Annotated in this window: 21 protein-coding genes and 1 riboswitch; of the genes, 11 read left to right on the top strand and 10 right to left on the bottom strand. The window is 69.5% G+C overall.

All coding sequences use genetic code 11. The features are described 5' to 3' along the window. Nucleotide 1 precedes the first annotated feature (1 nt). Entirely contained in the window at nucleotides 2-1006 is a 1005-nt protein-coding gene (locus tag ABIC25_RS13080) for a glutamate ABC transporter substrate-binding protein (protein WP_435529085.1), read from the bottom strand. A 5-nt stretch (nucleotides 1007-1011) separates the two neighbouring features. Next, nucleotides 1012-2463, bottom strand: coding sequence for a GlnX family signal transduction membrane protein (locus ABIC25_RS13075; protein ID WP_354561777.1), 1452 nt, complete (start codon nucleotides 2461-2463; stop codon nucleotides 1012-1014). 351 nt (nucleotides 2464-2814) lie between these two features. Between ABIC25_RS13075 and ABIC25_RS13070 the strand changes: the two genes are divergently transcribed. Then, the gene (locus ABIC25_RS13070) at nucleotides 2815-3297 is read left to right on the top strand and encodes an NUDIX hydrolase (RefSeq protein WP_101820842.1); all 483 of its coding nucleotides are present in this window, start codon (nucleotides 2815-2817) and stop codon (nucleotides 3295-3297) included. A gap of 17 nt (nucleotides 3298-3314) precedes the next feature. On the opposite strand, the gene ABIC25_RS13065 is transcribed toward ABIC25_RS13070, so the two are convergent. Further along, a complete protein-coding gene (locus tag ABIC25_RS13065) occupies nucleotides 3315-3698 on the bottom strand; it encodes a hypothetical protein (protein WP_239403975.1) in 384 nt (127 codons plus the stop codon). Between the two features lie 323 nt (nucleotides 3699-4021). Beyond that, nucleotides 4022-4747 (bottom strand): thiamine phosphate synthase, encoded by a 726-nt coding sequence (gene thiE / locus ABIC25_RS13060; RefSeq protein WP_354561776.1) that lies wholly within the window; start codon nucleotides 4745-4747, stop codon nucleotides 4022-4024. 47 nt (nucleotides 4748-4794) lie between these two features. Further along, a riboswitch (TPP riboswitch) is annotated at nucleotides 4795-4905 on the top strand. On the opposite strand from thiE, the gene thiO reads away from it, so the two are divergent. From thiO to ABIC25_RS13030, 6 genes are all read left to right on the top strand, one after another. Then, nucleotides 4900-5964: a glycine oxidase ThiO gene (gene thiO, locus ABIC25_RS13055; RefSeq protein ID WP_354561774.1), complete on the top strand. Its 1065-nt coding sequence runs from the start codon at nucleotides 4900-4902 to the stop codon at nucleotides 5962-5964. Its footprint overlaps the riboswitch before it by 6 nt. After that, nucleotides 5961-6161: a sulfur carrier protein ThiS gene (gene thiS, locus ABIC25_RS13050; RefSeq protein WP_101820805.1), complete on the top strand. Its 201-nt coding sequence runs from the start codon at nucleotides 5961-5963 to the stop codon at nucleotides 6159-6161. Before thiO ends, thiS begins: the two co-directional genes overlap by 4 nt. Then, complete coding sequence (locus ABIC25_RS13045) at nucleotides 6154-6951, top strand: thiazole synthase (protein WP_239403978.1); 798 nt, start codon at nucleotides 6154-6156, stop codon at nucleotides 6949-6951. The genes thiS and ABIC25_RS13045 overlap by 8 nt, the downstream gene beginning before the upstream one ends. Before the next feature lie 69 nt (nucleotides 6952-7020). After that, nucleotides 7021-7959 (top strand): ABC transporter ATP-binding protein, encoded by a 939-nt coding sequence (locus ABIC25_RS13040; RefSeq protein WP_239403979.1) that lies wholly within the window; start codon nucleotides 7021-7023, stop codon nucleotides 7957-7959. After that, complete coding sequence (locus ABIC25_RS13035; RefSeq protein WP_248643856.1) at nucleotides 7956-8702, top strand: ABC transporter permease; 747 nt, start codon at nucleotides 7956-7958, stop codon at nucleotides 8700-8702. The genes ABIC25_RS13040 and ABIC25_RS13035 overlap by 4 nt, the downstream gene beginning before the upstream one ends. 128 nt (nucleotides 8703-8830) lie before the next feature. Further along, nucleotides 8831-11440: a LuxR C-terminal-related transcriptional regulator gene (locus ABIC25_RS13030; protein WP_354561773.1), complete on the top strand. Its 2610-nt coding sequence runs from the start codon at nucleotides 8831-8833 to the stop codon at nucleotides 11438-11440. Between the two features lie 82 nt (nucleotides 11441-11522). Here ABIC25_RS13030 and ABIC25_RS13025 read toward each other — a convergent pair whose 3' ends face one another. The 4 genes from ABIC25_RS13025 to ABIC25_RS13010 are packed head-to-tail and all read right to left on the bottom strand — an operon-like array spanning nucleotide 11523 to nucleotide 14700. Further along, nucleotides 11523-12188 (bottom strand): phosphoribosyltransferase, encoded by a 666-nt coding sequence (locus ABIC25_RS13025; protein WP_354561772.1) that lies wholly within the window; start codon nucleotides 12186-12188, stop codon nucleotides 11523-11525. 9 nt (nucleotides 12189-12197) lie between these two features. Beyond that, nucleotides 12198-12668 carry a nuclear transport factor 2 family protein gene (locus ABIC25_RS13020; protein WP_354561770.1) on the bottom strand — a complete coding sequence of 157 codons (471 nt, stop codon included), beginning with the start codon at nucleotides 12666-12668 and terminating at the stop codon, nucleotides 12198-12200. Next, nucleotides 12665-13531 carry an SCO6745 family protein gene (locus tag ABIC25_RS13015; protein ID WP_354561769.1) on the bottom strand — a complete coding sequence of 289 codons (867 nt, stop codon included), beginning with the start codon at nucleotides 13529-13531 and terminating at the stop codon, nucleotides 12665-12667. The genes ABIC25_RS13020 and ABIC25_RS13015 overlap by 4 nt, the downstream gene beginning before the upstream one ends. Nucleotides 13532-13590: 59 nt before the next feature. Then, on the bottom strand, nucleotides 13591-14700 hold the full coding sequence (locus ABIC25_RS13010; RefSeq protein WP_004022473.1) for a hypothetical protein: 1110 nt from the start codon (nucleotides 14698-14700) through the stop codon (nucleotides 13591-13593). 275 nt (nucleotides 14701-14975) lie between these two features. Between ABIC25_RS13010 and ABIC25_RS13005 the strand changes: the two genes are divergently transcribed. The 3 genes from ABIC25_RS13005 to ABIC25_RS12995 all read left to right on the top strand — a co-directional run bounded on the left by ABIC25_RS13005 (nucleotide 14976) and on the right by ABIC25_RS12995 (nucleotide 18220). After that, on the top strand, nucleotides 14976-16172 hold the full coding sequence (locus tag ABIC25_RS13005) for an ATP-grasp domain-containing protein (protein WP_004022472.1): 1197 nt from the start codon (nucleotides 14976-14978) through the stop codon (nucleotides 16170-16172). A gap of 134 nt (nucleotides 16173-16306) precedes the next feature. Continuing rightward, nucleotides 16307-16507, top strand: coding sequence for a hypothetical protein (locus ABIC25_RS13000; protein WP_033205197.1), 201 nt, complete (start codon nucleotides 16307-16309; stop codon nucleotides 16505-16507). A gap of 132 nt (nucleotides 16508-16639) precedes the next feature. Continuing rightward, nucleotides 16640-18220 (top strand): MFS transporter, encoded by a 1581-nt coding sequence (locus ABIC25_RS12995; RefSeq protein ID WP_354561768.1) that lies wholly within the window; start codon nucleotides 16640-16642, stop codon nucleotides 18218-18220. A gap of 10 nt (nucleotides 18221-18230) precedes the next feature. Here ABIC25_RS12995 and ABIC25_RS12990 read toward each other — a convergent pair whose 3' ends face one another. After that, complete coding sequence (locus tag ABIC25_RS12990) at nucleotides 18231-18806, bottom strand: TetR/AcrR family transcriptional regulator (protein ID WP_004022469.1); 576 nt, start codon at nucleotides 18804-18806, stop codon at nucleotides 18231-18233. A gap of 120 nt (nucleotides 18807-18926) precedes the next feature. On the opposite strand from ABIC25_RS12990, the gene ABIC25_RS12985 reads away from it, so the two are divergent. Beyond that, nucleotides 18927-20165, top strand: a complete 1239-nt coding sequence (locus tag ABIC25_RS12985) for an oxygenase MpaB family protein (protein WP_354561767.1) — start codon at nucleotides 18927-18929, stop codon at nucleotides 20163-20165. Here ABIC25_RS12985 and ABIC25_RS12980 read toward each other — a convergent pair. Beyond that, complete coding sequence (locus ABIC25_RS12980) at nucleotides 20117-20752, bottom strand: hypothetical protein (RefSeq protein ID WP_064571197.1); 636 nt, start codon at nucleotides 20750-20752, stop codon at nucleotides 20117-20119. The two genes, ABIC25_RS12985 and ABIC25_RS12980, sit on opposite strands and share 49 nt — an antisense overlap. Nucleotides 20753-20969: the final 217 nt, after the last annotated feature.

The raw sequence follows: 20969 nt of genomic DNA, 5'->3' as shown, positions 1-20969 counted from the left end.
ATCAGTCCCGGTAGTACGGCTGGGGCGCGCCGTACCCGCTGTCGAGGATGGACAACCACCGGTCGCGGATCTCCTGCCAGCGACCGGTCACGCGGATGCGCTCCAGGACCCCGTTGACGAACCGGATCATGTCGTCCTGGCCCTTCGGGATTCCGACGCCGTAGAACTCCTCCCCGAGGCTGGGGCCGACGACCCGCAACCACGGGTCCTGTGCGGCCAGACCCGCGAGGATGGCGTCGTCGGTGGTCGCCGCGTCGATCTGCCCCTGTTGCATCAGCACCAGGCAGTCGGCCCAGGTCGTCGTGCTGACGATGGTGGCGCGGGGCTGGATGGCCTGGATGCGGCCGATCGAGGTCGTCCCGCGCGCCGCGCAGACACGCTTGTCGGCCAGTTGCGCCGGGCCGGTGACATTCGAATTCCGGAACGACAGAATGCGCTGCGAGGCAACGTAATAGGGAGCCGAGAAGCTGATGTCGCGCAACCGGTCGCACGTGATGCTCATCGTCTTGATCACCACGTCGACCGTCATGTCCCGCAGGGCGTCGATCCGCTGGGCGGAGCTCAGGACCTGGAACTCGACGCGACGGTCGTCGCCGAAGATGGCGCCGGCGATCTCGTGCGCGATGTCGACGTCGAAGCCCTGGATGTCGCCGGTGATCGGGTCGCGGAAGCTGAACAGGTTGGAGCCGATGTCGAGGCCGACGATGAGCCGGCCGCGTTCCAGGATCCCGGCCATCGTCGAGTTCGGCGGCATCTGGCGCGGGAGCGGCATCTGGGCGGGCGGCCGAAGGGTCAGGGTCGCATTGCAGGCCTCGGAACTCGGCAGTGGTTCGACCGGCACGTCGACCTGGACGCCGGGCAGCACCGGTGGTCCGGCGGTGGCGGTGGGCGGGGGCGATTCGGGTGCGGGAAACCGCACGCACCCCGTGGCGACGAGGCCGGTGAGCGCGAGCAGGACCACGAAGGTCAGCAGGCGATGACGTGACGGGGTATGAGGTGCGGGCATGGTCGTCATCGGTACTCCCGGATCCGGGGGATGAGACCGCCCACGATCGCGACACCGGCGAAGACGGTGAGCAGCAGGATGCCGGTGCCGGTGAACCCGAGGACGCGCTGCGCGGTGTTGATGTCGTCGCGGAACGAGTTCCGGGCGGTGGTGATCGCATCGACCAGCGCGGTGTCGACCGCGGTGTAGGCGCGCGCGGAGCTGTCCGGTCCGTCACCGACGGTGTGCAGGCGGGCGAGACCGAAGTTCCCGGTCTGGATGTAGCGGCGGACGGCGGCGTCGGTGCGCTTCCACTCCGTCAGCGCCGCGGTCACCGTGTCCAGCTGCTCGGCGGTGACCGCACTGTCGCCGTCCTCGGTTCCGCCGCGCACGTCGTCGACGATGTTGCCGATCTCGCTGGTCGCCGCGGAGAAGCTGCGTTCGAGTCCGCCCTGGTCGCCGCGGCGGATCAGCGACAGCGTCTCCGCCGACCGGGCCTGTTGGGTGAGGATGCGGGCAGCGGTCAGGTCGCGGAGCGGGTCGGCGCCCTCGGTGCGGGCGTCGCTGGTCGCCGCCACCGACATCAGGCCGGAGGCGAGCAGCCACAGCGTCCCGATGCTGAGGGCGAAGACGGCCGCGACGATCCCGAGGTTGAACCGGCGGCGGGTTCGGCGTGCGAGGTAGCGCGAGGTCAGCACCAGCGCGGCGAGCAGGAACAACAGTGGCGCGTACACGGTCCACGGCGGGCGGGTGAGCGTGTGTTGGGGATCGGCGATGGCCATCGAACGCCGCTCGTACAGGCGCTGTGCGGCCGGGAGGATCTCGTCCTGCATCATCGACGACGCCTGGCCGAGGTACGCCGAGCCGACCGGGTTGCCGAGTCGGTTGTTGGTTCGCGCCGTCTCGATGAGACCGCTGTACACCGGGATCGAGGTGGAGAGGGTCTCGAGGTCGGCGCTGACGGCCTGCTCCGCCCGGTCCGACGCCATGCCGGAACCGGGTTCGCTGGACGTACCGGTCGCCAGGATCAACGACGACGACGCCGTCGCCAGCGCGTCGGAGTAGCGCTGCCGCAACTCGGGGGTCTCGAGACCGCCCGAGATGAAGGCGGCGTTCGCGGAGGCGTCGGCGATCGACAGCGAGCTGTAGAGGACCTGTGCGGCCTCGGCGAGCGGTTCGGTCCGATCGATGAGGCGCTGCAGGGTCTGGGTGCGGTCCTCGAGAACCGTCGACGCGTACAGCCCGGTGCTCAGACAGCCGAGCGCCAGGATGCCGCAGATGATGATGAGTTTGCCGGGGGTGGTGACCGCGAAGTGCCGGAGGGTCTGGAAGGGCGACTGGGCGCGTTCCCGGGCCGTGGCGACGAGTTCGCGCCGGTCGGCGAGCACCTGTCGGATCGGGGGTGAGGATTGCGCCGGTCGGATCGTGCGACCGCCACGCGTCAGCGCCGTCCGCACGGAGGACGCGTCGCCGGTCACCTACCTGATCCCTTCTCGAACGCTGGATCGTCTCCGGTGCGGTCGTACGGTCACCGGTTCCCCGTTCCGGATTCGCGTGGCCGGGCGATCAACGCCAGGTGTTGTGTCATCTGGGTCATCGTTCACCGGGTCGTGCGTGTTTCACCCTATGCCATCGGGCGGGGTTCCTCCGGGCTCGACCGGCCCCGCGTCGCCGACCTCGACCGTTCGGCTCGCAGTGCGTGCAACCGGGTCGCCTCAGGGTTCGCCACCCGGGATCCGCAAGCGCTGCGCGGACTCCCTGGCAGGTGGCGCGCGTCTCACTTACGGTGGAGGCACCCGGTCGACGCGATCGGGTTGCGAGGAGGCGTGGTGCGCGGCGACGGCGACGGCTGGGTGATCGATCCCGACGGTTCACGATATTGGGGTGTCCACGGCGCGGCAGGTCTGCTGCTGCGGGCGCCGTTGCCGGAGGGATCGACCGGTGTGCTCCTCCAGCATCGCGCCGCCTGGTCGCACCAGGGCGGGACATGGGCGCTGCCCGGCGGCGCGCGCGACTCGCACGAAGGCGCCGTCGACACGGCGATTCGCGAAGCCGAGGAAGAAGCCGGCATCACCGGCGACGATCTGCGCGTCGTCGCGGCCGTCGTCACCCACGAGTCACCCGGCGGATGGACCTACACGACCGTGATCGCCGAGACCGATTCGCCGGTCCGCACGGTCGCCAACTTCGAATCCACCGAGCTGCGGTGGGTCGACGAGAAGCGCGTCGACCAGCTGCCGCTGCACCCGGCGTTCGGGCTCGCCTGGCCCACGCTTCGCGAGCGCATCGCGATGCTCGACCCCCAGAGCTGAGTCCCGCTCCCTACCCGTCAGACCCCGACACGATCGGCGTCCAGCAGACGGTTCGCGCCCGCGATCAGGGCGTGGACGTTCGCCTCGTCGCCGCTCGCACCCTCGCCGGCGGCCCACGCCTGGCGGCCGTCGTTCTCGCACAGCAGGAACGTCGTGACCACGCCGTCGACCACCCGCTGATGCAGGCGGACGATCTGAACCGGGGCGCCGACGTCGTGGAGGATCGAGGTCATCGCGCCGACCGGACCGGCGGCGACCGCGCTGCACGACCTGATGCGGTCGGCGATCGCGAGTGTCGCCCGGCACTCGACCAGGTCGCCCGGACACGACACGACCGACCATGATCCGAGCCGGATCGCGCCGCCGCGGGAGTATTCGTCGGTGAATTCCTGCCAGGTCATCCCGGTCGCCTCCTCGTGCATTCCAGGGGGAAGCGGACGTCCGTACCGCTCGGTGAACAGATCGTCACCGCGGCGGTCGCCGCACTCATGCCACGAACAGGATGGATGGGACAGATGAAGAGGGTGCATCTCATTAACCGATTTCGGTCGAAGAACGGATGACCGACTGGAGAGCGCAACCGACCCGCAGCGGGGGGTCGGTCAGAGTCAGACCCCGCTGCGGCGGGTTACGAGAACGCTCGTGATGCACAACATGATCGGTCCACCATAGACCCGAGGTATCGACCGGGCAAACGTGTTTGCCCGCGGCCGGCGGTGAGCCGCTACAGCATCCCGGCGAGGTCGCGGGCCGCGGCGGCCGGGTCGGCGGCCGCGGTGATGGCTCGGACGACGACGATCCGCCGGGCCCCGAGCGCGGTCACCTCGCCGACGCGGCCGGCGTCGATCCCGCCGATGGCGAACCACGGCTTCGGCGATTGTGTTGTCCCCGACAGCATTTCCGAAGTTGCGGAGACGAGGTCGAGGCCGGCGGCGGCGCGGCCGGGTTTGGTGGGCGTGGTCCAGCACGGGCCGACGCAGAAGTAGTCGACGTCCTCGTCGGCGATCGCGGCGGCGGCTTGGTCGGGGTCGTGGGTCGAGGCGCCGATGATCACCTCCGGGCCGACGATCCGGCGGGCCGCCGACGGCGCGAGGTCGCCCTGTCCCACGTGCAGGACATCGGCGCCGGAGAGCGCCGCGATGTCGGCGCGGTCGTTGACCGCCAGCAATGCGCCGTGCGCATCGGCGACGGCCCGCAAGCCGGCGAGGATCTCGAGTTCCTCCCGCGCCTCGAGGGTCCCGAACTCGCGTTCGCCCGGTGAGTTCTTGTCACGGAGCTGCACGATGTCGACGCCGCCCGCGAGCGCGGCATCGACGAAGTCGAGGAGGTCGCCGCGTTCGCGCCGGGCGTCGGTGCACAGGTAGAGGCGGGCCGCGGAGAGCCGACGACGACGGTCCGCCGCGCGGCCGGAGTCCGCGGACGCTGACGTGGTGGGGTTCGGGGTCGTCACGCCGACCAGGCTAACCGGACGCCCGAGGCCCGGGCGTAGGGTGGACCGCACGAACACACGGGAGTCCGGATCGGCCGGGCTGAGAGTGCGGACCCATCCGCTGACCGTCGAACCTGATCCGGGTCATTCCGGCGAAGGAAGGTGATTCCAGCGTGAATTCCCCTCAGCAGAAGCCTGCGCACCGCCTGCTCACGGTCGTGGGCGGCGGCGTCATCGGGTTGACGTGCGCGCTCGCCGCGGCCGACGCCGGGTGGCGGGTTCGCGTACTCGACGCCGGCACCGAGGAGCGCGCCTCGTGGGTCGCGGGCGGCATGCTCGGTTCGCTCGGCGAGGGGATCCCCGGCGAGGAGGCATCGCTCGCCCTGTCGGTCGAGTCGGTCCGCCGCTGGCCTGCGCTCGTGAAGCGACTCGACGATCCGGCCGTCGTCACCGCCACCGACTCGCTCTTCGTCGCGGCCTCGGCCACCGACCTCGAGTATCTGCGACACCTCGCCGACTTCGTCTGGTCCGGTCAGCCCGGCACCGATGCCGCGCTACAGCCGGTGACCGGCCGCGACATCCGAACACTGGAACCGTCACTGAGTTCTCGACTCGTCGGTGGCTACCGCGCGATCGGCGAATGGTCGGTGGACAACCGCCGACTGCTCGAGGCGCTGCGCGCCGCGGCCACCGGTGCCGGCGTGGAGCTCGTCTCCGCTCGCCTCGAGTCCCTGTCCGATGTCGACGACCTGCGCCCTGACGCGCAGGTCCTGCTCGCCGCCGGACTCGGCACCGCGGCACTGTGGCCGGACGTCGACCTGCACCCGGCCAAGGGGGAGATCCTGCGGCTTCGTCGCACGCGGTGGTCGGTGCCCCCGCCCGACCACGTCGTCCGGGCTCGCCTGCACGGCCGCGCCGTGTACGTGGTCCCGCGCGAGGACGGGGTCGTCGTCGGGGCCACCCAGTACGAGGCGGAGGGGATGGCCGACCGGACGCCCCAGGCCGGCGGGGTCGCCGACCTGCTGGCCGACGCGATCGAGGTGATGCCCGGGCTGCGGACGTATGAGCTGACCGAAGCGGCGGCCGGCCTGCGGCCGTGCACCGCCGACGGGTTACCGCTCGTCACCCGCGTGGACGCCCGCACGGTCGTGGCGACCGGGCACGGACGCAATGGGATCGTCCTCGCTCCCGGTACCGCGGAGCGGGTCCTGTCGATCCTGGAAGGAGTCGAGGAATGAGTATCACGGTGAACGGCGAGACAGTGGACGTCGATGCCGACGCCTCGGTGCGCGATGTGGTCGCCGGACTCGGGTTGCCGGATCGCGGGATCGCAGTCGCGGTGGACGGCGCGGTCGTCCCGCGCGGCCGCTGGGACCGGCACACCATGACCGACGGCGCCGTCGTCGAGATCGTCACGGCGGTGCAGGGTGGCTGACCAGTTGACACCCGACCCGTTGCGGATCGGCGGCCGCGAGTTCTCGTCTCGGCTCATCACCGGCACCGGGGGCGCGTCGAATCTCGCGACCCTGGAACGCGCACTCGTCGCGTCGGGCACCGAACTCACCACCGTCGCGGTCCGCCGCGTCGACGCCGCCTCGGGCACCGGGGTCTTCGACCTGCTGCGGAGGCTCGACATCGCGGTCCTGCCGAACACGGCGGGGTGCCACACCACCGCCGAGGCGGTGCTGACCGCGCAGTTGGCGCGCGAGGCGTTCGAGACCGACTGGGTCAAGCTCGAGGTGGTCGCCGACGAGCGCACCCTGATGCCCGACGCCATCGAGCTCGTCGACGCGGCGGCCGCCCTGGTCGCGGACGGATTCGTCGTCCTGGCCTACACGAATGACGACCCGGTCCTGGCCGCACGACTCGCCGATCTCGGCGTGGCCGCGGTGATGCCCCTCGGCTCGCCCATCGGGACCGGCCTCGGAATCCTCAACCCGCACAACATCGAGATGATCGTCGACGACTGCCGCACCCGCTTCGACGACCCGCTGCCGGTCATCCTCGACGCCGGCATCGGTACCGCGAGCGACGCGGCCCTGGCGATGGAACTCGGTTGCGACGGAGTGCTTCTGGCCACCGCGGTGACCCGCGCGGAGAACCCCGAACAGATGGCGACGGCGATGCGGCATGCGGTGATCGCGGGCCGGCTCGCCGCGCGGGCGGGCCGGATCCCCAAGCGCTTCTGGGCCCACGCGTCCTCGCCCGGCCGGGAGCAGAGCTGACGGTCGCCCGCGACAGGCCGTCCGAATGACGGACCGGGCCGCTCCGGGTTGGACGGCTATGGTCGAGGCGTGTTGCGGGTAGCGAATCTGACGAAGGACTTCGGCGGTCAACGCGCGGTCGACGACCTCACCTTCGAAGTCGGGCCGGGACGGGTGACCGGCTTCCTGGGGCCCAACGGTGCGGGCAAGTCGACCACGATGCGCATGATGCTCGGTCTCGATCGCCCGACCTCGGGTACGGCCACGATCAACGGTCAGCGCTACCGCGACCTCGACCATCCGCTGCGTCAGGTCGGCGCGCTGCTCGACGCCCGGTGGGTGCACCCGAACCGCAGTGCGCGTTCCCATCTGCGATGGCTGGCGGCAAGCAACCAGATCCCGGTCGCCCGGGTGGACGAGGTGCTCGAGACGGTCGGGCTCACGTCGGTGGCCAAGAAACGCGCGGGCGGCTTCTCGCTCGGCATGTCGCAGCGACTCGGGCTGGCGGGCGCCCTCATCGGCGACCCGCACACGCTGTTGTTCGACGAGCCGGTCAACGGCCTCGATCCGGAGGGGATCGTGTGGATCCGTGGGTTCATGCGCAAGCTCGCCGCCGAGGGTCGAACGGTGCTGGTGTCGAGCCACCTGCTCACCGAGATGTCGCTCACCGCAGATCATCTCGTCGTCATCGGGCGGGGGCGGCTGATCGCCGACTGCTCGGTGGGTGAGTTCACCGGACGGGCTCGGCAGTCCGTGCGGGTGCGCGGCCCGCAGCTGGAGCAGTTGCATGCCGCGCTCGCCGCGGCGGGGCTGAACCCCGCACCGGGAGACCCGGATGATCGCGGGCGTCCGGTGATGCGCATACCGGACACCACGACCGATCACGTCGGCGATCTCGCCGCCGCCGCGGGCATCACGTTGCACGAGCTCTCCGCCGAGTCGGCGTCGCTCGAAGAGGTGTTCATGTCGATGACGGCCCACGCTGTCGACTACACCGCCACCGACAACCAGGGGGGAGTGAGCCGGTGATCGCCGCGATCAACGCCGAACGGATCAAGCTCGCCAGCACGCGGTCGCCGTACTGGTGCCTCGGTGTCGTCGTCGTGCTGGGTCTGGGTATTGCGGTGCTGCTCGGTGCCGTCGCCGGAACCTCGTACGGAAGTCCCGGCGAGGCCGACACACTCACCGGCGACTTCCTGATCGGCGTCGACCAGTTCGGGGTCGCGGTCCTGGCGATCATGGCCATCCTGGGTGTCACCACCGAGTATCGTTTCGGCACCATCCGCCCGACCTTCGCCGCGATTCCGCGCCGCCCACGGATCCTCATCGCGAAGGCGGTCGTGTTCGGCGGACTCTCGTTCGCAGTGGTCGCGATCCTGTGCGTCGTCGCGGTCGTGGTCGCGCAGATGCTGTCCGGTGTCGGGGTCTCACTGACCGGGTCCGAGACCGTCCGACATCTCTGGGGCACGCCGGTTTTCGCGATGCTGTGCGCGCTGATCGGCCTCGCGGTGGGGGCGCTCGTGCGGCATTCGGCGGGCGCGGTGGCGATCATGCTCGTCTGGATGCTGGCCCTCGAGCGCATCGTGTCGGTGCTCCCGCGTGTGGGTGAGCACATCGTGTCATTCCTGCCGTTCCTCAACGGCTGGAACTTCCTCGCGGGTGGCAGCGACACCTTCCACTGGAACGCCTACGGATCGTTGCTGTACTTCGCGGCGTTCACTCTCGTGCTCCTGGCGGCGGCGGTGGCGGTCACGAACGCCCGGGATGCGTAGTTCGCGTACTTCGATCCGCTGATGTCGAATCCGGGATTCGCTGAGTGCTGGCCACTGCCATCCGGTTGGACCACATTGGTGCTTCGGCGCGGCCCATTGTAGGCACCGGCAGACTAAAATTCGCGGTTATGTCCACGAATTGGCCGCTTGTCGAGCGCGATCGGGAGTTCCGCACGATCCAGGCGGCACTCAGGGGTGAGACGACCGGTTGTGGCGTGGTCCTGACGGGCGACTCCGGCGTCGGCAAGACCACCCTTGCGCGGCATGTCACCGCCGAGTTGCCCACGGGGGTGCGGTGGGTCGCGGGTACCGAGTCCGCGCGGTCGATCCCGCTGGGCGTCTTCGCTCATCTCGTCGGCCCCGCGACGTCGAGCGATCCGGTCACCTACCTTGCGGCAGCGCGTGAATCACTGCTCGCCGACGGCGATGTCGTCATCGGTGTCGACGACGCCCACCTCCTGGACGAACTGTCGGCAACGCTCCTGCATCAACTCGCGATCGACCGTGCGGTGCACATCGTGGCGACCGTGCGCAGCGGCGAGACCGTCCCGGATGCGGTGACCTCGCTGTGGAAGGACAACCATCTCACACGGATCACGTTGTCGCCGTTCACCAAAGAACAGAGTGTCGAGCTCATCGAGTCCGTGCTCGGCGGCCAGCTCGAGGAGCACTCCGCGAATCTCATGTGGGAGGCCTCCGGTGGGAACGCACTGTTTGTCCGGCATCTCGTCGACGGCGCCCGGCAGGCCGACACCCTGCGGCAGGTCAACGGTGTGTGGCAACTCCGCGGGCGTGCCGCCATCACCTCGGAGCTCGCGTCGCTGCTCGAGGGCCGGATCGAGCAACTGGACGGTTCGGTCCTGGGCGCGCTGAAGTACTTGAGCCTGTGCGAGCCGCTCGACATCGACGTCCTCGCCGAACTCGCCGGTGAAGAGGCCGTCGAGGAGGCCGAGATCGCCGGCTTGGTGCGCATCACCCGCGACGGGCGGCGCCTCGATGTCGCGTTCCACCACCCGCTGTTCGGGGAGGTCATCCGACGCCGGCTGGGTCTGGTCTCGTCGCGACGGCTACGCGGCCGACTCGTCGAGGCGCTGCGGTCGCGTCCCACGAACACTCCGGCCGAACGCATTCGTCTCGCCGACCTCGCGATCGAGAGCGACGTGGAGATCGATCTGTCGTTGGTGCGGACAGCAGCCCGCGACGCACTGAATCTCGCGCAGACACCACTCGGCGAACGCTTTGCGCGCGCGGCACTCGACGAGGGCGGGGGACTCGAGGAGGCCGAGCTGCTCGCGCGGGCGGTCATGTGGCAGGGGCATCCGGATGAGGCGCGGGACATCCTGGCGCGGTTCTCACCGGATGACCTCGACGAGGGCCGGCTGGTGCTGTGGGGCAACTCGATCATCGGCAACACATTCTGGGCGCTCGGTGATGCCGAGCGGGCCGACGAGATACTGCAGCTGCTGACCGAGCGCGTCACCCACCCCGCACTCACGCCGATCGTCACCGGAATCGCCTCGGCATGTGCGCTTTTCGAGAATCGGATCGACGAGGCGATCTCGCTGTCCGACTCCGTCCTGGCCGAGTCCAAGGTGCTTCCCTGGGCGGTGGAATGGGCGGTGTTCGGCGGCAGCCTCGCCCGCGCGGTGGCCGGCCGGGGAGCGGAGGTCCGGGCGCTGGCCGAGCACTCACGGGAGGTCGAGGTCGACGGGTTGCTCCGGTTCCCCACCGGCTTCGGCGAGACCCTCGCGCTGACCCTCACCGGCCGGCTCGGCGACGCGGACGTCGCGGCGGGACGCTTCGTGTCCGCCGCTCAGACCGCGCAGTACCTGGGCTGGGCGATGTCGGGAATCCTGGTCGCGGCAGTCGAACTCGCGCGCGGATCGTGTGCGTCGGTGACCCGTCGGATGGAGCAGACACTCGCGATTCTCGACAGCGGCCGGTTCTCCGAGTCCTGGAACTTCCCCGCCCACATCTTCCTGGTGCAGGCCCTCAGCGCACTGGGGCAGGCAGACCGTGCCGGCGCCGCGCTGGCCAAGGCGCGGGAGAAGTCCGGCACGCACGTGGCGGTGTTCGGGCCGATGCTCGCCATCGCGGCGGCCTGGCAGGCGGCCGCGGCCGAAACCGTCACGCCCGCCGTCCAACTCGCCCATTCCGCGGCGGCGTCCGCGCGCGCCGCGGGTCAGTTCGCGGTGGAGGCCGAGGCATTGCACACCGCGGCACGCTTCGGTGACGGGGGCGTCGCCGATCGGCTCGCCGAACTGGCGGAGCGCGTCGACGGTCCGCTGTCGGACCTGTACGCGCGTCACGCAGCGGCGCTGCGTGACGGCGACGCGGTCGAACTCGATCTGTGTTCGGCGGCGTTCGAGGACGCCGGGGTGTGTCTGTCCGCCGCCGATGCGTCGGCGCAGGCCAGCGTCTTGCACGACGCGGCGGACAAGCGGTCGGCGACCGTGGCGTCGGCCGCGGTGGCGAACCGGCTGGCGTCGGCGTGCGGAGGCCTGCGGACACCGGCGCTGATCTCGGCCGCGCAGCCGTTGCCGCTGACCTCCCGCGAGCGCGAGATCGCCAACCTCGCGGCAGCGGGCCTGTCCAACAAGGACATCGCCGAACGGCTCACCGTGTCGGTCCGCACCGTCGAGGGGCACCTGTTCCGCGCGTACACCAAGCTCGATGTGGGCGACCGCGCCGAACTGGCCGAGCTCCTGCTCAAAGACGCTCGGCCGCAACCGCGCTGACATCCACCCGTAGAAAAAGACAGTCGACGGCATGTCGGCGGTGTCGCCCTGACGGGTTGTTTTCAGGGGGTGCGCCGGCGGCTCAGTCGCCCGGCCGGCGAAGGGCGGTGATCACCTCGTCGTCGTCGACCTGGGCGAAATCCTCGTAGGACAGGCCGACGGCGCGAAACGGTTCCGGCGTCACGAGAACGATCACCTCGTCGACTCCGCGGTCCCGTAGGCGGTGAACCGAATCCGACGGTGCGGTCGGTACGGCCACCACCACGCGGGCGGCCCCGACGGCCCGGACGGAGTCGACCGCCACGGCCATGGTCGATCCGGTGGCGAGTCCGTCGTCGACGAGAACGACTGTCCGGCCGAGGAGTTCGGCTTCCGGGCGGTCGCCGCGATAGCGTCGTTCGCGATCGTGCAGAAGACGGCGTTGCCGGTCGGCGGCCTCCTCGAACTCGGCGCGGGACACCCCGAGGTGACGGGGCATGTCGTCGTTGACCACCAGATGGCGCGCGGTGACCGCGCCCATCGCGAACTCCTCGTGACCCGGCGCCCCGATCTTGCGGACCACCAGGACATCCAGGTCGCAGGCTCCCGCCGTCCCTGCGATCGCGTCGGCCACCTCCCGCGCCACGGGGACCCCACCGCGGGCGAGGCCGAGGACAACGGGTGGCGCGAGGATGTTCGCCACCGTGACGACCCGCGCACCCAGCACGCGGCCCGCCTCGCGGCGGTCGGCGAAGGTGCGCGGGCCCATCGTCCGGCCTCAGACCCGCACTGCGGGACCGACCTTCAGTGCAAAGCTCGGCAGGTCCGCGAGACCGATGGTCGCCTCGTAGGTGCGGTCGTAGCCCGTGCTGCTGATGCGCCAACCGTCCGCGGTGCGACGGTAGGTGTCGTCGTAGAACGCGGCGCCGATGAGCATGAACGAGAACTCGGCGACGATGACCCGGTCCTGGAGGTACCAGCGACCGTGTGCGGTGTCGCCGTCGATCTCGATCTCCGGGTGCGCGACACGGTGTTCGGTGATCACCGCGGGTCCGACGTTCGTCTGCATGTACCCGACCAACTCGTCCCGGTCGGAGAAGCTCAGTCCCTCACCGTAATTGCCGGTGACGTCGTCGGTGAGGGTCGATGCGAACGTCACCCAGTCCTTGGTGTCGAGTGACCTCAGATACCGGTATTTGAGGTTTTCGATCGCCCGGAGGTCCTCGAGTCGACCGTCGGATGCACTCACTTCGTCCTCGTTCCCGGCAGGATGCCCGCGTCGATGACGGCCTTCACGACCGGCCTGGTCCGCGCCAGCAGATCGTCGGTGCCGGCCCAGATGGACTCTCCCGCAGCATCGGTGGTGGCCTCGATGTCGTCGTAGGTCGCCGCACCGGAGGCGGTGAGTCGGTGCCCGTCGTCGACGCGTTCGGCCAGCCCGGCGACGGCGAGACGATCGACGCTGTCCTCCCAGTCCTGCTCGGACCACCCGCGGGTCATCAGCACGATGCGTTTGCCGAGTGTGCGCCGTCGGACGGTGGGGTCGGGCAGCTGTGCCTCGTGGAAGACGGCCGCGTCGAATCCGTTGAGTCCATGGAGCGCGAGGGCGGCGATGTGGTTGTCGCCGCGCCATTCTCGGAGTACCGCGATGGCGTGCCACAGGCGCAGTCGTGCGGTGTCGGGCGTCGGAGCCGTCGACCACGCGGCGGCCAGCGGGCGACCGCCGAGCGGCAGGCCGGCCGCGAGATCGTAATAGGCAGAAGCGAGTTCATCGAGCTCTGCATCGTCGATGGAGTCGTCGAGGATGTCGCGCAGCGAATCGTCGAGCATCTGGTTGCGCCGGTCGTGGACCCGCTCGAGCCCGGCGTCGATGGCGGCCGTCCAACTCTTCGCGATCAGTTCGGGGTTGAAGTTGTAGAAGGCGGAGGCGACGACCGAGGCCGTGCACGGGCCGAACGGCGCACCCCGCGCACCGACGTAGAAGGCGTACGGATCGAGCCCGGTGTCTTCCTGTGCGCCTTTCAGTCCGGGGTTGAAGTAGGCCAGGATATGGAAGGGCTCGAGGGTCTCGTAGGCGAGCCGGGCCGCGGAGCCCGTGCTGGTCGATGTCATCAACCCACCCTCTCCATCTGCGGGGCGGGTGTCAACCATCTGCGGAGCAGGCGCAGCGGTCAGTTACGGCGGGAGTCCCGGCCGCCGTAGACGGAGTCGTCGTCGACCGACCAGAAGCCGGGATCGGGTGACGGGTCGCTCGGGGGCGGGTCGTCGTCCGGCGCGCGGAACCCGTCGGTCAGCGCCGCCCCGTCGGTCCCCGCAGGTGTGTCGGCGGACGCCTCGTCGGATTCGGGCTCCTCGCGGCCACGGCGCCAGCCGCCCTTCATCGGCGGCGCCTCGCCAAGGTGGTCCGGGTCGACCGAGCCGTACCACGCGACCAGCACGGCGCCGATGACCGCGCCGACGAAGCCGAGGATCGCCAGCCAGCCGAGTCCGGGTTTGGCCGTGTCCTCGAGGAACACGACCCCCACGAGACTCGGACCGGCCGTCTCGCCGACCACGAGGACAGCGGTCACCCCGTTCACCGCGCCGAGTTGCAGTGCGACCGTCTGGACGTAGAAGCCGACCGCGCCCGCCGCGGCGATGGTCCATGCGGCCGGATCGCTCAGCAGGGCGACGGGGTCGAACGGTTGCACTCCGTCGAGGATGCGGACCGCGATGGCGATGATTCCGAACAGCAAGCCGGCCGACGCCCCGCCGACGATCGCACCGGCCGGGCCGAGGTTGTAGACGCCCACCAGGGCCAGGGCGCACAGGGCGAGGGTCGCGACGAACAGGCCCCAGTGGAATCCGACCTCCTCGCCACCGCCGGTGTGGTGGGACGACGCCACGCCGAGCAGGCAGAGCGACATCACGACCAGCCAGATGGCGACCCATTCGCGGGTGTGCAGCGCGATGTTGAGGATGATCGTGCCGAGCAGTGCGGTGATGACGAGGTTCGCCGACACGATGGTCTGGGAGAGGAACAGGGGCAGGAACCGGGCGGCGAGCGCACCACCGGCGAACCCGAGGACGACCAGCGTCGTGCCGAGGATGAATGCGGGATCGACCAGCGTCGACATGGTCGACGAGAGGGTCGGTGCGCCGTTCTCGTTGGTGATGCCCTCGCCCTCGTCGGCGGCGGCTTCGGCGACGCGGCGCGCACCGAGCGCGCGCAGGACCGTCGACATCCCGTAGGCGACTGCGGCGAGACAGGCGGCGATCACGCCGATGACGAACAGCTGCATGCCTCCTCCAACTCGGCCTGGATGAGCCTCTGGTGAAGCCCGGACCGCCGACCACCCCGACTACGAACTCACGCGATCGGCCGAGGTGACACCGGCTCCGCGCTGGTGCTGGTCGCGATACCGCAGGTGCGACGTGCCGGCCGATCGTGGAGAAACTAACAGCACGAACCGACAGGACGGTATCGAATATTCCCTCGCGCACAGAATTGTGGGCGGGATCCCCTCGACGATCGGCCGCCCGTACGTCGCGCGCCGGCGGCACTAGACTCGCTCGGGTGAACAGCGCCGGAAAAGCCCATGTACTGATCACATTCGGCAGGTCGTTCCTGACCCTGGAACTCGCGCGGCTCATGGCCGCGGCCGGGCACCGTGTCAGCATCGTCGATTCCATCCCGGTCGGGATCGGCCGGTTCTCCAACGCGGTGAGCGACTTTCACCGGGTGCCGCCACCGAAGTTCGAGCCGCTCGCGTACTGCCACGCGCTCGCGCGGATCGTGAGCGAGAACGACGTCGACATGGTGATCCCGGTGCACGAGGAGACCGACATCATCGCGATGCTCGCCGATCTGTTCCCACCCGAATGCCGCCTGTTCCTCTCCGATTTCACCACCGAGAACCGGCTGCACAACAAATACGATTTCCAAGAACTCCTCGTCGAACTGGGCATCCCGACGCGCAAATTCGCGCGGGTCACCGGTCCCGAAGACGTCGGAGCGCTCGACTTCTCCCAGCCGTTCGCGCTCAAGCGCTGTTATTCGCGCGGGTCGCAGAAGGTCCACAAGGTGACCCCCGGCGATCCGCTCACGTGGCTGGAGCACGACGAGCAGAACCCGTGGATCGCGCAGGAGTGGGCGTCGGGGAACAACTACTGCACCTATTCGGTCTGCCACGAGGGCCGCGTCTACGCGCACGCCACCTACCCCGTCGACTACGCCATCGACGGCAGCTCGTGCCTCAACTTCCGATCGGTGGACCATCCGCAGATCGCCGGCTGGGTCCGTGACTTCGTCCGCCGGGTGAACTTCACCGGCCAGATCGGATTCGACTTCATCGAGGACCGGAACGGTTCGGGGGACGCCGCCGATCTGTTCTGCATCGAATGCAACCCGCGCGCGACGAGCGGGATCATGATGTTCACGCCCGAGGACGGAGTCGACCGCGCGTTCCTCGGGACCTGGGACCCCGACGACGGGCCGATCACCCCCGGCTCGGGCGTCGACAAGATGATCGGGCTGGGCATGCTGCTCTACGGGTGGCGCTCCTCGTCGCGCAAGGACCGGACCCTGCGCGACTTCGTCCGTGACTTTCGCGGCGCGTCCGACGTGGTCACGTCTCCCGGCGACCAGAAGCCGGCGTTGATGCTCCCGTTCGCGTATGCCGGAATCCTCCGCAGCTGCCTCAAGTACCGCGTCGGACTCGCCGAGGGTTTCATGCACGACCACGAGTGGGACGGTCTCCGCATCAGCCTGTGACCCGTCCTGGGATTCGACCTCCGGGACGGGTACGACGCGGGCGCCGAGGCGTAGACTCTGCAGTCACCATCACCTGCGTGTTGACCCCATCCGCAGGGTTGTCCGGGGGGACTCGAGCTCGAGGGGAGCTGCTCATGAGCATGTCCAGGATCATGCGTCGTACGTCTGTCGGGGTGGCCGCCGCCGGTGCCGCCTGCGCGATCGGTCTGGCCACCGCGCCGACGGCCTCGGCCGCGCCGGCAGTGCAACCGGTGCAGCCCGTCCAGGCTGTCGGTTCGGTCGCGATCTGCTTCGGCATCCCGATCGGGCCGGTCACCATCAGCGTCTGTCTCTGATCGGACTCACTGAGATCCCATTGCTGTTCGTCCCGGCCTCCGGGACGAACAGCAACGTGATCGCGTGACCGGTTTGTGCCCGGTCCGCTGAGATCCCGGGCCCAATGGTCCTCGCGCACGTACGATTCCCCGATGACGTCGACAACGGCCGTGGTCGAGGCGGGTACGGCCCCGAAGCGGGCGAAAGCGATCCTGGTCGCGCTGATCCTGGTGGCCGGGGTGGCCAACATCAATCTCGCGGTGGCGAATGTCGCGCTGCCCGACATCGGGAAGGCGCTCGACGCGAGTTCGACGCAGCTGAACCTGGTCGCGGTCGGCTACTCGCTCGGCCTCGCGGCGTCGGTGCTCTACTTCGGCGCGCTGGGAGACCGGCACGGCCGCAAGCGAATGCTCGTCATCGGTATGTGCCTGTCGATCCCGGCGTCGCTCGTCGCCGGGTTCGCGCCCAACGTCGAGGTCCTGTTCGGCGCCCGCCTGGTCGGTGGCATCGCGGCGGGCCTGGCCTTCCCGACCACCCTCGCGGTGATCACCGCCCTGTGGTCGGGACCGAAACGCGTCCGCGCGATCGCCGCGTGGTCGGCGTTCGGCGGTGCGATCTCGGCGTTGGGGCCCGTGCTGTCCGGGGCTCTGCTCGAGGTCCTGTCGTGGCACTCGGTGTTCCTCGTGACCCTGCCGCTGGCCGTCGTCGCGCTGCTCGCCGCATGGCGGCTGGTGCCCGCCGACAACGGTGACGAGGCCGCGGTCGTCGACAACCTGGGCGGCGTCGTGTCCATCGTGATGGTGGGGTCGCTCGTGCTCGCGATCAACTTCGCCCCCAACTCCGATCAGCGACTCCAGGTCTACATCCTGGCCGCGATCGCGTTGCTCACCGGCGCGGGCTTCGTCTGGCGGCAGCTGCGGGTGCGGGTTCCGTTGTTCGACCTCCGCATCGCGTCCCGACGGACCTTCTGGGTCGCGGCGGTGGGCGGGCTGATCGTGTTCGGCACGCTCATGGGAGCGATGTTCATCGGGCAGCAGTACATGCAGAACGTGCTCGGATACTCCACCCTCGCGGCCGGCGCCACGATCCTCCCCGCGGCGGCCGCCATGATCGTCGTGGCACCACGGTCGGCAAAGCTGGTGCAGAACATGGGTTCGCGCTTCACCTTGCTGTCGGGCTACGCGTTCATCGTCGTCGGCCTGGTGCTCGCGATGCTCACCTGGGACGAGCACGCCCACTTCTGGCATGTGGGCCTGGTCTACGTCCTCGTCGGGGTGGGCGTCGGTCTCGCCGGCACCCCGGCGTCGCAGTCGCTGACCGGCTCGGTGCCGGTGCAGCGCGCCGGGATGGCGTCGAGCATGTCCGATCTGCAACGCGACCTCGGCGGCGCGATCCTGCAGTCCACCCTCGGCGCGATCCTGACGGCGGGTTACGCAAACCAGTTGCAGCAGAGCATCTCCGATTCACCGCAGGCCGACCAGGTGACCGAACAGACCGAAGCCGCGCTCACGAAGTCGTTCTCGAGTGCCGAGGTCATGGCCGAGCGTTACCCGCAGTATGCCGATCAGATCATCGGTGCGGCCCGCGACGCGTTCGTCCAGGGTGACAAGAACGCCTACGGCGCGGCGGCCGGCATCGTCCTGCTCGGTGCGGCCGTGGTGTTCTTCTTCTACCCCAAACACGAGGCGGAGCGAACGGCTATGGCGGAGTACGCAAAACAGCGCAGCCTCTGAGACCCGGACCTCAACCGGCAGCATCGGCCGGTGGCGAATCGAAAGCCGCCAGCAGCATTCGCGCCGCCATCGCGACGAGCGACGCCCGGTCGGCGTCCCGCGGCCGCTGCAACGCGATGCGCAGGCACAGGCTGGCGGTCGCGCCCATGGTGAGGAACACCAGTTCGTCGATGGCCCGGTCGTCGAGGTCGGGCCGCAGACGCGACGGCAGAATCCGCGCGAGCGGGAGGAGGGGTCCCTCGACCTCCGCCCAGGCGTCGCCGAAGCCGTGCTCGCCGATCTCGAGTGAGGCACGCAGTACCGGCGCGTGCGACTCGAACGACGACACCAGGGTCTCGACCACCGTGACCATCGCGATGTCCGGTTGCTGGTCCATCGCCCGGCCGATACCGCTCGCGAGGGTCGCGGTGATGTCGTGGACGGCGGCGAGGCGCAGCTCCTCGACGATCGCGTCCATGTCGGCGAAGTAGCGGTACACCGTCCCGATGCTCACGTGCGCGTGGCCGGCGAGTTCGGCGGTCGTCGGCCGGCGGCCGGGGCGACGCTCCAAAAGAGTGAGGGTGGATGTGAGCAGCCGCTGGCGCATCTCCCGGCTGCGTTGCTGTTTCGGCGCACTGCGTCGTTGCAGTGCTGTACTTTTCGAGTTCGTCGACGATGCCATCAAAAGTGAATGGTAAGTGAGGATTGCTCGTGTTCTCATGGATTGATGGAACGGACCGCGCCCGCCGACCTCGTGAACACCGACCTCGCCGTACAGCGGTTCGGGACGGCCGGCCGTGACTGGCTCGACCAGATGTGGCTCGCGGACCCACTCGCCGACGCCGTGGCCGCCGACCGGCAGCCCGGCGGCCCCACGACGACCGTGCTGCGGGCGGCGCTGGAGAGCGGCATCGACTCGGTCGACGACGCCACCGACTCGCTGCGCGCATTGTTCGGGTTCCTCGACGACGAGCCCGACTGGGTCGATCACGACCGGATGAGCCGCGCGGCTGATGCGCTGGTCGTCAACACCGCTCCATTGGGCATCGTGCTCGGCGCGGCCTCGCTGGTCCGCGGGGCGGGCAACACGATCGCGGGCAAGCCGCTCGCGGTCACCGGACGGTATGTGTCACAGCCGGCGGTGCGCTCGGTCGAGGTCGGTGAATGGCTGGGTCAGGTGCTCACGCCCGGCGGGATGCGTCGTGACGGAGCCGGTTTCGCGTACACGGTACGGGTCCGGATGATCCACGCGCACGTCCGCCACATGCTGCTCACACGCGGGGACTGGGACGAGAAGGCCTGGGGCGTGCCGATCCCGCAGCCGTACATGGCGTTCACGATCGCCGAGTTCGGGCACATCGCGATCGACGCGATGCACAAGCTCGGGGTGCGGTTCACCGACCGCGAACTCGACGACATCTACCACCTGTGGCGATACGTCGGGCACGTCGTCGGCATGAGTCCCGAGCTCAACCCGGTGTGCGAGGCCGACCACGTCCGCATCGAAGACCTCTACCGGTTGACCTCACCGGGGCCGGGCCCCGATGACCGGGACTTCGTCGTCGCGCTGACCGACGACTACCTGGTACCGGAATTGGCCGCGGTCTTCCCCGGACCGGCGGCGCTCCGACACCGGCTTGCGGCGACGACGATGCACGGCCTGCAGCGGGTCTTCATCGGCGACGCCGACGCGGATGCGCTCCGGATTCCCGACGGCCGGCTCAAGCATGTCCTGAGCCGGGTCGGGCCGGTCCTCGCGGCGGCCGGGTCGGTGCAGCGGGTCGGGGGAGCCCGACGCGCGCGGACTCGGCTCGAGAAAGCCTATCGCGCACGGGACGTCGCGATGGCGCGGATGCGCACGGACTACCGCGTCACCCACGACCTGGTCGACGCCGCGCTCGGACCCCAGAGCGCCGATCAGCCCTCGAAGCGGCTGGCGGCGGTGACGTCCTCGGTCAGGCAGTAGCCGACCGAGACAGGCTGCGCGAACGACCATTTCGTCTCGTCCTCGGTGCAGGTGAGGGAATCCCCGCCCCGGCTGACGGTCTTGGCGAGGATGGTGCTGTCCGCGGGGGAGGCGCTGCACTCGACCTCGCGGTAGTCGGCGAGCTTGCCGCCGTTGACCGGGATCTGGTAGCACGCGTCGACCGCGAAGTTGGGTGTGAGGCAGAGCTTCTGGTCGCCCTCACCGAACGTGAGCGCAGAGGTGTTGGGGGTGCCGCACTCCGCCGAGGTGTTGACCTTGTCGGCGGCGTAGAAGGTCAGCCCCTCGGTTCCTTCGCAGTCGGCCTTCGTCGCCTCGACCTTGCCCTCGCCGGCCTCCGAGCCGATCTGCAGGCACTCGCCCACGTCGATGTCGGAGGCCTCCTCGATCGACTGCGTGCCGACGCTGACACTGCAGGCCGCCAGCGCCGAGAAGCCCACGCAGGCCGCGATCACCGCGGCACGCCGACCCAACTGCCAGAAGGGCCTGGCCACGGGCGGCACGTCGTCGCCGGGTCCGGCAATCCGATCGGCGGAGGCTTGCGAATAGCTGGGGATGCTGCGCGACATCGTCGTTCCTATCGTCTGGAGTGGGCGGATGCCCGGTCTCGGCTGCTCATCGTGGTGATCGGGTGATGGACAACAGGATGTCGCCAGGCGCTTGGTGCGAACTTGGGGTCGACTTGTCCGGTCCTTGAGGGGCGCGTCCAAGTCGGGAGTGGAGGGTGCGTCGGAGTGGTTTCGACAAGCTCAACCAGCTGGGGGCGCTCGACCAGCGGAGGCAGAG

Origin of the sequence: Gordonia sp. PvP123 (assembly GCF_040547295.1) — a bacterium.
GTDB lineage: Bacteria > Actinomycetota > Actinomycetes > Mycobacteriales > Mycobacteriaceae > Gordonia > Gordonia terrae.
The sequence above is the reverse complement of the archived record's forward strand: the minus strand, read 5'-3'. Positions and strand labels throughout refer to the sequence as shown.